General features: G+C 73.9%; 8 protein-coding genes. 4 read left to right on the top strand and 4 right to left on the bottom strand.

The window, feature by feature from the left end; translation table 11 throughout:
* The first annotated feature begins 9 nt into the window (after positions 1-9).
* Positions 10-1,350, top strand: a complete 1,341-nt coding sequence (locus BM290_RS48155) for an NAD(P)/FAD-dependent oxidoreductase (RefSeq protein ID WP_177319607.1) — start codon at positions 10-12, stop codon at positions 1,348-1,350.
* On the opposite strand, the gene BM290_RS06830 is transcribed toward BM290_RS48155, so the two are convergent.
* The gene (locus BM290_RS06830; RefSeq protein WP_093611079.1) at positions 1,283-4,462 is read right to left on the bottom strand and encodes a DUF4132 domain-containing protein; all 3,180 of its coding nucleotides are present in this window, start codon (positions 4,460-4,462) and stop codon (positions 1,283-1,285) included. The genes BM290_RS48155 and BM290_RS06830 overlap by 68 nt on opposite strands.
* 45 nt (positions 4,463-4,507) lie before the next feature.
* On the opposite strand from BM290_RS06830, the gene BM290_RS06835 reads away from it, so the two are divergent.
* From BM290_RS06835 to BM290_RS06845, 3 genes are all read left to right on the top strand, one after another.
* Complete coding sequence (locus BM290_RS06835) at positions 4,508-4,879, top strand: VOC family protein (protein ID WP_093611081.1); 372 nt, start codon at positions 4,508-4,510, stop codon at positions 4,877-4,879.
* Positions 4,876-5,799 carry a nucleoside hydrolase gene (locus tag BM290_RS06840; protein WP_093611083.1) on the top strand — a complete coding sequence of 308 codons (924 nt, stop codon included), beginning with the start codon at positions 4,876-4,878 and terminating at the stop codon, positions 5,797-5,799. The genes BM290_RS06835 and BM290_RS06840 overlap by 4 nt, the downstream gene beginning before the upstream one ends.
* A gap of 191 nt (positions 5,800-5,990) precedes the next feature.
* Complete coding sequence (locus tag BM290_RS06845) at positions 5,991-7,052, top strand: DUF2293 domain-containing protein (RefSeq protein WP_093611085.1); 1,062 nt, start codon at positions 5,991-5,993, stop codon at positions 7,050-7,052.
* 9 nt (positions 7,053-7,061) lie between these two features.
* Here BM290_RS06845 and BM290_RS06850 read toward each other — a convergent pair whose 3' ends face one another.
* The 3 genes from BM290_RS06850 to BM290_RS50565 all read right to left on the bottom strand — a co-directional run bounded on the left by BM290_RS06850 (position 7,062) and on the right by BM290_RS50565 (position 11,695).
* Positions 7,062-7,625, bottom strand: coding sequence for a Uma2 family endonuclease (locus tag BM290_RS06850; protein ID WP_093611087.1), 564 nt, complete (start codon positions 7,623-7,625; stop codon positions 7,062-7,064).
* Positions 7,626-7,692: 67 nt separating this feature from the next.
* The gene (locus BM290_RS06855; protein WP_143133636.1) at positions 7,693-9,258 is read right to left on the bottom strand and encodes a helicase-associated domain-containing protein; all 1,566 of its coding nucleotides are present in this window, start codon (positions 9,256-9,258) and stop codon (positions 7,693-7,695) included.
* Between the two features lie 61 nt (positions 9,259-9,319).
* Positions 9,320-11,695, bottom strand: coding sequence for a putative bifunctional diguanylate cyclase/phosphodiesterase (locus BM290_RS50565; RefSeq protein WP_275413186.1), 2,376 nt, complete (start codon positions 11,693-11,695; stop codon positions 9,320-9,322).
* Between the last annotated feature and the right edge of the window lie 71 nt (positions 11,696-11,766).

Genomic DNA, 11,766 nt, shown 5'->3' on the forward strand with positions numbered 1-11,766 from the left:
ATCCGTGGAGTGAGACATGCGGTGGTCATCGGGGGCAGTGTCGGCGGGTTGCTGGCCGCAAGGGCGCTGAGCGTGGCGTTCGAGCGGGTCACCGTGCTGGAGAGGGACGACCTGCCGGAGGGGCCGGCGGCCCGGCGCGGGGTGCCGCAGAGCCGGCAGGCACACGCGCTGCTGGCCCGCGGCAGCATGGTGCTCGACGAGCTGTTTCCCGGGTTCACCTCGGAGATGCTCACGGCCGGGGTGCCGACCGGGGACCTGCAGGCCGACTGTCTCTGGTATCTGGACGGGCAGCCGATGCGCCGGGCACGGTCGTCGATGCCGGTCTACGGGGTGACCCGGCCGCTGCTGGAACACCTGGTCCGGCAGCGGGTGCGGGCGCTGCCGTCGGTGACCGTCACCGACGCTGCCGAGGTGACCGGTCTGCTGCACGAGGATCCGGCGCGCGGCGGCCGGGCGCGGGACGGCCGGGTGTGCGGGGTCCGGACCGTCGGCGGCACGATCGAGGCCGATCTGGTGGTCGACGCCGGGGGCCGGGCCAGCCGCCTGCCGGTCTGGCTGCGCGACCTGGGGTACGGCGAGGTGCCGGTCAGCACGGTCCGCACCGATGTCGTCTACTCGACCCGCCACTACCGGTACGACCCGGAGCGCATCGGGTTCGCGGTGATCAACGCGCCGTACCCGGGGATGCCGCGGACCGGCGTGACGGTCCGGCAGGAGAACGATCGGGTGGTGCTGTTCCTCGGCGGGATCCTCGGGGAGGAGCCGCCGGACGACGACGCCGGGGTCCGGGCGTTCGCCGAGTCCCTGCCCGGTCCGGAGATCAGCGACTTCCTGCGTACGGCCGAGCCGCTCGGCGATCCGGTCCGGATGCGGTTCCCGGCCAGCGTGCGCCGCCACTACGAGCGGATGCCCCGCCTGCCGCGGGGTCTGGTCGCCGTCGGGGACGCGGTCTGCAGCTTCAACCCGATCTACGGCCAGGGCATCACCGTCGCCGCGCTGCAGGCCCTCGCGCTGGCCCGGACGGCCGGCGCCGGCCGCTGGTTCACCGGCGCCGCCCGGCTGGTGGACTCGCCGTGGTCGATGGCGACCGCCACCGACCTGCGGTTCCCGGAGGTCGAGGGCCGCCGCCGGGCCGTGGACCGGCCGCTCGACGCCTACCTGCGGCGGTACCGGGCGGCGGCGGTCCACGACACGGATCTGGGCGCCGCGTTCCTGCGGGTGTCGAACATGCTGGCCGGGCCCGGCCACCTGCTGGCGCCGGGCCGGGTGCTGCGGGTGCTGCTCAGTCCAGCACGCGCAGGTCGTGGACCAGCTCGGAGAAGACCACCGGTGGCAGGCCGCCGAGCGTGATCCCGTCGCCGCCGAACAGGGTGACGCCGGTGACGGTCTGCGGCAGCGCCGAGTCGACGGTGTCCGAGGCGTGCCAGCCCGGGTCGGTGCCGAGGATCGCGAAGGCGCCGCCACCGAGTGGTTTCGCCATCTGGACGGCGGCGTCGTACCAGCGGGTCCAGCCGTGTCGTTCGAGGCCGCGCAGGATCGCGTAGGTGGTCTTGCGCCCGCCGAACCGGTCCAGGTCCGCGACGTCGGTCCAGACCGGCCGGTCGAGCTGTGCGAACGGCTGCAGCAGCTGGTAGTCGCCGAACACCTCGGCCCACGCCGGGAACACCCCGTCCGGCGCGTCGAGCGGGTGCAGCACGCTGACGCTCGACCCGCCGGGCAGGGTCACCGGCTCGTCGCCGGCGTCGGCGAGGGTGCCGTCCTCGGCGACCCGGACGGTGCCGGTGAGAACCCCGTCGACCAGGACGCCCCAGATCAGGCGCTGCGCCAGGTGCGTCATCCACGGGTGGCCGGCGAACCGGTCGAGGAAGATGCCGGCCGGGATCCGCCGCTGCGCGCACATCGCCCGCTCCAGGCGGGCCACGTGCAGGGAGGCCGACGAGCGGGCCTCCTTGCGCAGCGCGGTGAGCCGGTCCTTCGCCGCCTTCTGCTTGACCCGGTCCGCGCCGCGGGCCGGTTTCGGCAGGTCGGCGTGGATGCGGCCGGTGTCGTCACGCAGCACCGGCAGGAGCCGCTCGTCGAAGGCGATCCGGAACGTCCCGGCGTCGACCTCGACCGTGCCGCCACCCTCGTCGTCGAGCCCGAGCAGCGGCACGAGCCGGTCGGCGAGTTCGTCCGAGGTGAGCCCGCGCAGGTCGGCGATCGCCTCGATGTGCGCGCGGGCGACGCTCTTGAACACCGGGAACCGGGACCGTTCGGCGAGCAGGCTCAACTCGATGAGGGCGGCGTCGGTCCCACGGTGGCGCAGCGCGTCGAGAGCGGCCTGGGCACGGGCCGCCGCCCGGGTGCCGGCCCACTGGCGGGCGTGCGCGGCGACACGGCGCGCGCCGGCGTCGTCACCGATCAGGCCGACGGCCTGCATGCACCAGCCGTCGGCGGCGGGCGCCCCGGCCGCCACCCAGCGGTCGAACAGCGCGTCGGCGAACGCGGCCCGCGACGCCGCCGTCCAGCGGTCCCGGGAGGCGAGAACCACCGGATGCACCTCGTCGGTGTTGCAGGTGGCCAGCCGTACCAGGAAATGGTCCTGCTCGTCGGGGGCCGACCGGCCGCCGGAGGCGGTGATCAGCGGCGGCAGCGGCTGGTCGGTGAGATACGCGGGGATCTTCGGCTTCTTCGCCCTCGGCGCCTCGAGCGGGTCCCGCTCGAGGAACGCGGTCAGCTCGGCGGCCCGGTCGCCGGCCTGGATGAGCAGCAGCGCACGGTGACCCTGCGTGTCGAGGTAGCGCAGCACCCGGCCGGTCGCGTCGTCGGCCGGGTCGGCGGTCCACAGCGCGACGGTTCCGGCGGCCGCGTGCTCCGGATGCCGCAGCAGCCAGGACCGGGCCAGGCGGCGCTGTTTCTTGACGGCGAAGGCCCGGACGATCGGCCCGGCCAGCGACGGGTGCCCGACCGGTTGCGCGGCCTCCAGCGCCGGCTCGGCGCTCCGGCCGTCCTCGAAGGCGGCCAGCAGCGGCGCGACGTGGCTCATCCCGTGCCGGAGCAGCAGCATCGGCGTCAGTCTGGACACCCAGTAGTGGAAGTTCTCGAAGCCGAGCGCCATCAGCCGCTCGTGCGTCCACTCCGGCGCGAGAGCGAGCGCGGGCAGCGGCGTCGGGATCGCGAAATGCTCGCGGTGCTCCAGCCAGGCGGTCACGGCGGCGGTGTCGCAGCGGCCGATCGGCACGCCGTCCCACTGGATCGCGTCCTCGTAGACCCCGGCCCGCTCGGCGGTCTCACGCTCCTCGGCACGGAAACGCAGGACCGGCTCGACCGGCACGGCCACGTCCAGCCACGTCGGCCGCGCCGCCTCCGGCGGCTGATAAGCACACGGCGATCCATCTGGTACGCCCGGATGCTCCCGTTCCTTGACCGGGGTGAGACCGGTCGCCCAGGCGTGACCGGCCTCCCGCTCACCGGCCAGCGCCGCCCGCGCCGCGTCGTGGTCGACGTGAGCGAGCAGGGTGCACCACAGCCCGTTGTAGTACTCGTCGTCGTGGAACGGGTAGGCGGGCCGCATCCGGCTCAGCACCGGCCCTGCCTCGCCGCCCGCGACGTCGAGCATCCCGGCCAGGTAGAGGCGCGGGCCGGTGGCGCCGAAGAACTCGTGCCGCACCTTCCGGTTGGCGTGCAGGAACCGCTCCAGGGTGTCCAGGCCGCCGGAGGCCAGCCCGGACGCGTGCACGTTGAAGTTGCCGAACTCGCCGACGTGCCGCATCGCCTCCGCGTGGGCGTCGCGCTCCTCCGCGCCGGACTGCGGGCCGATCGGCAGCAGGTAGCTGACCGCCCAGAACAGGTCGGCACGGGTGTTGCCGCTGAGCTGCTCGGCCATCCGGTCCCGGACGTCCAGCAACACGTCCCGGGCCCGCGCGTAGGTGGCGTCGTCGGTGCTGACCAGCAGCTCGCGGAGACGCCCGAAGACCCCGGCGCCGACGTACGGCAGATCGGACCGGAACCCGAGCAGGACCCGCCGGCACGCCTCGGGCAGCCCGTGCCCGGCCACCAGGAAGTCGGCCAGCCGGTCGTCGATGCTCTCGTCGAGATACTGGAACCGCTCTCGTACCGCCCGGGCCAGCGCGACGTCCTCGGCCTCCGACCCGATCCGGGCGTCCGGGCCGAGCAGCCGTCCGCCGAGCGCCCGGTCCCCGGACTCCGGCGAGGTGACCAGCTGCCACACCCGGGAGGACTCGTTCGACTTGTCACGGATCGCCCGGTCCTGCGCCCAGATCGCGTGGCGCAGCCCCGCCCACGCCTCGTCGGCGCCGGGCAGCGGGCGGATCGCCGTCCGGAGCCCGCCACGGCGCGGCGGCGTCACCGAGCGCAGCCAGCTCGAGACGACCAGCCCGTCCCGGTGGTCGTCGAATCCGGTGTCCTCCGGGGTCCACGACCGCGGTGCGTGCGAGGCTGGTGGTGCGCTCCAAGACGTCACCGCGCCACCCTAGCCACCGTCGTCCTCCGAGGGAGTCGTCCCATCGTGCGAGCCGTTCAGATCGCCCAGCACGCCGCGGACCTGCCGCGCGCCACCGCCTTCTACACCGATCTCCTGGGCGCGCCGCCGGTCGCGTCGTTCGACCCGCCGGGTCTCGTCTTCTTCGACCTGAACGGACTACGGCTGCTGCTTGACACCGGCGCGCCGTCCGCCCTGCACTACCTGCTCGTCGACGACGTCGCCGCCACGGTCGAGCGCCTGCGCGCCGCCGGCACGGCCGTCGAGAGCGAGCCGCACGTCATCTTCACCCACACCGACGACCGCCTCGGACCGGCCGGAACCGAGGAGGTGCACGCCTTCGTCCGCGACAGCGAGGGCAACCTGGTCGGGCTGATCGAGCACCGCCCGCTCCGGTGATCATCGACTGCGATCCGGGCCACGACGACGCGCTGGCGCTGCTGCTGGCCGTCGGCGACCCGCGGGCCCGGCTGCTCGGCGTCACCACCGTCGCCGGCAACCAGACACTCGACAAGACCACCCGGAACGCGCAGCGGGTCCTCGCCCTCGCCGGGGCCCGGCACATCCCGGTGGCGGCCGGCTGTGACCGGCCGCTCGTCGGTGAGCTGACCGTGGCCGAGGACATCCACGGCGCCACCGGTCTCGACGGGCCGGACCTGGACGTGCCGGTCGCCGACGTGGCGGACGTGCACGCGGTCGAGCTGATGCGGCGGCTGATCACCGGCGCCGCCGAGCCGGTCACCGTGGTCGCCCTCGGACCGCTGACCAACGTGGCGCTGCTGCTGCGCCGCCATCCCGAGGTGACGCCGGGCATCCGCCGGATCGTCCTCATGGGCGGCTCGACCGAGCGGGGCAACACGACGCCGTACGGCGAGTTCAACATCGTCACCGACCCCGAAGCCGCCGACATCGTGCTCAGGTCCGGGGTGCCGGCCACGATGATCGGCCTCAACGTCACCCATCAGGCGCTGGCCACCGGCGAGGTCATCGCGGAGTTCCGGGGCCTGGGCACCCGGCTCGGCGGGGTGTGCGCGGAGCTGATGACGTATTTCGCCGCCGCGTACCACCGGGCGTTCGGTTTCGAACATCCACCGGTGCACGACCCGATCGCGGTGGCCCGGGTCCTCGACCCGTCGATCGTACGGACCGTCACCGCGCCGGTCGCCGTCGAACTGGCCGGCACGTACACCCGCGGCGCGACGGTGGTGGACCTGCACCGCCGTACCGGCCGCCCGTCGACTGTGGACGTCGCGGTGGGCCTGGACGTGGACGCCTTCTGGCGGCTGCTGATGACCGCCGTCGCCAACCTCGGCCGATGACGGGCGGCACAGCGGGCCGGTGACGGGCGGCGCACCCCGGGCGCGGTCGGTCGCCGCCGGACGGCTCGGCCGGTGACGCGCGGCGCACCCCGGGCGCGGTCGGTCGCCGCCGGACGGCTCGGCCGGTGACACGCCGCGCACGCCGGGGGCGGTCGGTCGCCGCCCGGCGGCTCGGGCAGTAGCATGCGCGCATGCAGGGCGCCACGAAGCTGGAGCGGCGGGTGATCGCCGCCGCCGAGGAGGCGCTGGGCCGGCAGCGTCAGGTCAGCCCGGTCGACGTGCTCACCGGGATGGGCTGGCTGCCGCCCGGCCGCGTCACCGACTGGCGGCAGGGCCGTGTGCCCGACCTGGAGTCGATCGCCGCGGTGTCACCCGACCGGCTCGCCGACGCGCTGGAGGTGTTCCGCCGCTGGGTGGACAGCCGCGGGCTGCGGCCCAGCGAGATCGACTACGTCGCCGCGGCGCGCGACCGGCGGCCGCTGCGGTTCACCGCCGGGGGCGACCCGGAGCGGGAGGCCGCGTACCGGACGCACTGGCTCTCCGCCGACCTCACCGACAGCCAGCGGGAGCGGCTCACCACCCGGCAGAGCAAGCCGCCGGACCTGGTCGTGGTGCTGCCGTCCAAGCCGTTCACCTGCGCCGTCTGCGCTGCCACCGACGACGGCATGCTGATCATGGAGGATGCCGGCCCGGTCTGCCTGACCTGCGCCGACCTCGACCACCTGGTGTTCCTGCCGTCCGGCGACGCGGCCCTCACCCGCCGCGCCAAACAGGCCAGCCGGCTGTCCGCCGTCGTGGTCCGGTTCAACAGCTCCCGCCGACGATATGAACGCCGGGGTCTGCTCGTCGAACAGGCGGCCGTCGAGCAGGCCGAGGAGCAGTGCCTGTCCGACGAGGAGGCCCGGGCCCGCCGCCGCGACCGCGACCGGATCCGCCGGGAGGCCGCCGACGAGACGTTCCAGCAGCGGCTGGCCGAGCTGATCGCCGCGATGTTCCCCGGCTGCCCACCGGCCCGCGCCGACGAGATCAGCCGCCACACCAGCATCCGGGGCAGTGGCCGGGTCGGCCGCAGCGCCGCCGGCCGCGCCCTCGACCCGGACGCGGTCACCCGCGCCGTGATCGCCTCGATCCGCCACGAGGACACCCCCTACGACGACCTGCTGATGTCCGGCGTCCCCCGCGACGAGGCCCGCGCCCGCATCCGGTCCGACATCGACCACGTCCTCACCCGCTGGCGCGCCACCCTGACCTGACCGGCCACCTCAGCCACGGCGGCGGCCCAGGAGGGACGCCACCTCCAACGCGAACGGGAACGGCTCGGCCGAGGCGAGCTCCTGCCCGGGAACCGCGACCGTCACCGGCACGTAGTGATCGCCGGCCAGGCGCTGCAGGTGCAACTCCACCGAGTCCTCCGGTTGCTCGACCCGCAGATACCAGCCGATGCCCGCTGCCGCGTACAGCTGTGGTTTGAGCAGCCGGTCCGTCCCGGCATTGCTCGGTGACACCACCTCGATCACCAGCTTGGCCTCGGCAGCCTCCACGGTGGTGCCGATATCGTCGGTATCGGCCACCACGACGTCCGGCTGCATGATCCTTCCGGTTGCCAGCCGCAGGTTGACGTCCTGCAACACCAGTAGTCCGGCCTGCTCAGCCGGGGCATAAAGCCCTCTGGCCAGCAGGAATGCGAGGTGCTGATGACGCTTGCCGGGCGCGGGGCTCACCCACAGGCTCCCATCGATCAACTCGATCCGATTCGAGGTCTCACCCAGCCCGAAGAACTCTTCCTCGCTCCATGGCTCTGGGTGCTCCAGCAACGCGACACTCATCGGATCGCCTCACCTCCCGGGTGTCTCTTCCTCCAGCGTCCCACGCCGAACGCCTGCGCCGCGAACATCAGCGGCCGCGGCGGCCGAGAAGGGTCCGGGCGACCTCGGCCGGGTCGTGCAGGGCCGGGAAGTCGTCGTCGAAATCGGCGGTGTCCGGCGCCGGGGCGGCGCGCCGCCGCTGCCGGATCTCGATCGCCGGGCTGCCGTCGGCCTGGAGGCTCGCCGGCGTGTATCCGGCGGCACGCAACGCGGCCAGCGTCTCGGCCGGTGGTTTCGCGCTGGCCAGCACGGTCGGGGCGAGCGCGACCAACCCGAGCGGTCTCAACGAGCGCGTGTTGCGGATCTCGGTGAGCAGCGTCGTGTCCTCGCTGCACAGGCAGGATCCGGTGGGGCGGACCTGGACCCGCCCGTACCGGCGGGCCAGGTCGTCGATCAGGTAGCTCAGGGTCTGCGGCACGCGGCCACCGTCGGCCACCGCGGCCAGGCGGGCCAGCAACTCCTCCGCGGTGTGCCCGGCGTCGAGGGCCGCGCGCACGCTCGCCGGCGAGAACCGCCAGGTCCAGGCGCCGCTGCGGGATTCCGGCGCGGCCGCGCTGTCGAGCAGTTCGAGGAGGGCGGCCGACGGCGTGCCGGTGACGACAGCGGTCAGGTCGTTCTGCAGCAGGACCGCGTCCAGGGGCCGTGGCAGCATCGCCTCGGCCCGGTCGCGGGCGGCGGTGGGCCCGCCGGACAGCCGGGCCCGGCACAGCGCCGTCGGTGTTCCGTGGGCGAGCAGGCCGAGCACGTGCGCCTCCCGCCAGATCCCGGTGACGTACCGGTCCAGGTCGTCGTCGGCCCGGTCGCTGATGGCGGGCCCCTGCCAGGCGATCCGTTCGGCGAGGCCGTCCGGGCTGGTGGCCGTTCCCTCGGGCACCGCCTCGGCGAGCGCGCGCAGGAACAGCCCCCGCAAGGGCACGAGGGTGTACTCCTCGTGCTCGTCCCAGTAGAGCACCCGGGCGGAGGCCGGGTCGCCGGGATCGGCGGGGGCGAGCGGGCAGGCGGGCATCGTCAGCCAGTCGTCGACAAGGTCGAGCAGCCGGTCGGCGGGCTCGATGGCGGCGAAGTCGTCGTACGAAGCGATCGGGGTGAGCCCGGCGTCGGAGGCCTCGGCCGGCCCCCCGGCGGCGATCAGCTCGATGGTGAATCGGGCGCGGTCCTCGTCCTGTCCCGCGGCTTTGGCGATCCGGCGCAACTCGCGGACGCCCATGCCACCGGTTTTGAGCAGGGGTACCGGGCCGCTGCTCATGATCTGGACGACCGCGGTGACGGCGGCGAGGGTCTCGGCAGCCGCGGCCGCCGCCTCCTGTTCGACAACCTCGGTGGCGACCGGCGTGAGCCGCAGGGCGGTGGCCCGCGGGTCGAACGGGGCCGAGCCGTTGCCACGCAGCGCGAGCGCGACCTCGCGGGGCATCTGGATGACGCCCCACGCCGACACGACGAGCCCGCGTTCCTCGGCCCACGGCAGCGGCAGTCCGGGCGTACCGAATCGGAGTCCGGCATGCCTGAAGGACAGGACCGGGAGGTCCGCCAGCTCGGTGATCTGCTCGGCGGTGAGGATCCGCAGGTGGGCGGTGAGGGACGCGGCAGGCTGCACGGTTTCAACCTGGAAGGCGGCAGGGGCAGGGCGGTTCATCGGTACGCCCTCCGGGTGATCGTCAGATGCCGGTCCGGCCGGCGCGGGCGTCCCGGCCCCGGCCGCTGTCGCGGGCGTTCCCGGCCGGTGGCGGCGTGCCGCGCTGGAGGGCCAGCAGCCGGGAGACGCCGTCGGCGGTCATCGGCTGGCCCAGGTGGTATCCCTGGCCGACGGTGTATCCGAGGTCGAGGAGCGCCGCCACCTGTTCGGAGCTCTCGATGCCCTCGGCGACGGTGTCCAGGCCGAGCGCGTGCGCGAGCTGGATCACCGCGCGGGCCACCGCCTTGCGGGCGTCCGCGGCGGCCGGCTGCCCGTCGTCGATCTCGATGCCGTCCACGAACGACTTGTCCAGCTTGACGATCGCGGCCGGGAACGCGCGGAGCAGGCTCAGCGACGACTCCCCGGTGCCGAAGTCGTCGAGGGCGAGACGGATGCCCATCCGGTCGAGTTCGCACAGCGCCCGGGACACCCGCGTGCCACGTAGCACCGCCGACTCGGTGACCTCCAGGACCAGCCGTTCGCAGGGCAGCCCGGTGTCGGCGAGGGCGGCGGCCACATCGGACACGAAGTCGGGGTCGTGCAACTGCCGGGCGGACACGTTCAGTCCCGCCTCCTGCAGCCCGTCCGGGCCGAACTCGGCCAGCCAGGCCACCGCCTGACGACACGTCTCGCGCAGCACGAACCGGCCCAGCGGCACGATCAGGCCGGTCCGTTCGGCGGCCGGGATGAAGTCGGCCGGGCTGACCATCCCGCGGGTCGGGTGATGCCAGCGGACCAGGGCCTCGACCCCGATCACCCGGTTGCAGTCGAGCCGCACGATCGGCTGGTAGACCACCCGGAACTCGTCGTTGTCCAGTGCCTGCCGCAACTCGCCGCCGAGCTGCATGTGCGCCAGGACCGGCTCGGCCATGCCGTCCACATAGCGCACGAAACCGGCTTTGCCCCGCTGCTTGGCCAGGAACACGGCGACGTCGGCGTCGCGCAGCACCGAGTCGACGGTGGCGCCGGGCGCGGCGGTGGCGATGCCGATGCTGGCCTGCACGAGCAGCCGGTGCTCGCCGACCGGCTGCGCGAACGCGTCCAGCAGCCGCCGGGCGAGTTGCTCCGGTGCGGCGGCCGCCCCGGTCAGGAGCACCGCGAACTCGTCGCCTCCCACCCGTACCACCAGATGGTCGTCGGGGGTCTCGGCCCGCAGCAGCCTCGCCACCGCGACCAGCAGCATGTCGCCGACACCGTGTCCGAGCAGGTCGTTGACGGTCTTGAAGTCGTCCAGATCGATCACCAGAACCGTGACCGGGCCGTTCGCGGCGAGCGCGGCGGTCAGCCGCTCGCGGAACAGCGCCCGGTTGACCAGCCCGGTCAGGCCGTCGTGCCCGGCCTCGTGCTGGAGGCGTTCCTCCTGGATCCGCGCGATGCGCAGCAGCCGCGCGGTCTCCCGGGAGGCGAGGTACTGCCGGACCATGACCAGGGCGGTCACCACGACGGCGGCGACCAGCACCACGCGCACCGGCCAGCGCAGCGGCGCGCCGAGAGCGACGGCGATCAACGGCACATCAATCAAGATCATGACGAGGTACGGCAGAAGCGCCCCGTGGCGGGCCGGATCCCGGGGCGGTCGCCGACCGGCGCGGCTCTGCGCCACGACGGCGAGGGTGATCAGCACCGGGGCCAGCGGCATCACGATCGCCTGCGCCGGGACGCTCGCGATGTACCCGAACTGCACCGCCAGCACCGACACCGCCCCGGCCGGGATGCCGCCGGCGGCCGCGACGAGCCGCATCGCCACCCGGTCGACCGGTCCACCGTCGATGTAGGACACCTTCGTGGCCGCACCGACCGCGACCAGCAGACCCAGCCCGACCAGCAGCATCGCCTGCCGGCTCCACGGTTCGCGGGCGGACAGCATCGGAGCCAGGCCGACATACCAGAGCACGGCCGCGCAGCCGAGGAAGGCGATCATCCGGTCCAGGGCGATCCGCCAGCGGTCGGCGCCCGGGACGACGACCGGCACCCGGGCCAGCGCCACGAAGGCGAGCAGGAAACCCAGAGCCGTCAGGGCCGCGGCCGGGGCCGGCATGCTGCGGGTCCGGGCCTGGTCGGCGTGGGTGAGCATGTCCACCGCGAGCCAGGCGTACCCGGCCGTGATCAGGACGACCGCCGCCAGCACGGCCCGCCAGAACCGCCGGGCGACCGGATCCGCGGCCCCCGGCCGGGTCTCCCGCATCGCGTGCCGGACGGCCACGGCCGCCGTCGCGCCACCGGCCGGCACGAAGACGTAGGCAAACGCTTCGATACCGACGCCGGTGGTCAGGAAGGCCACACACCAGACGGCGCCGAGCGCGGCGACCGCGACGGTGGCCCGTACGTAGGTCGTCAGCCCCAGCCCGTTCCGCGTCACGGGCCAGACACTAGCGGTCCCGATGTGGACCGGATCTCCCCCGAACGTTCGACGTTCACCGATACGTCCCG

The organism is Actinoplanes philippinensis (assembly GCF_900113015.1).
Lineage (GTDB): Bacteria > Actinomycetota > Actinomycetes > Mycobacteriales > Micromonosporaceae > Actinoplanes > Actinoplanes philippinensis.

Coding starts and splice junctions, on each gene's coding strand:
- BM290_RS06845 (WP_093611085.1), top strand. CDS start 5,991: ATGCAGGGCGCCACGAAGCTGGAGCGGCGGGTGATCGCCGCCGCCGAG.
- BM290_RS06850 (WP_093611087.1), bottom strand. CDS start 7,625: ATGAGTGTCGCGTTGCTGGAGCACCCAGAGCCATGGAGCGAGGAAGAG.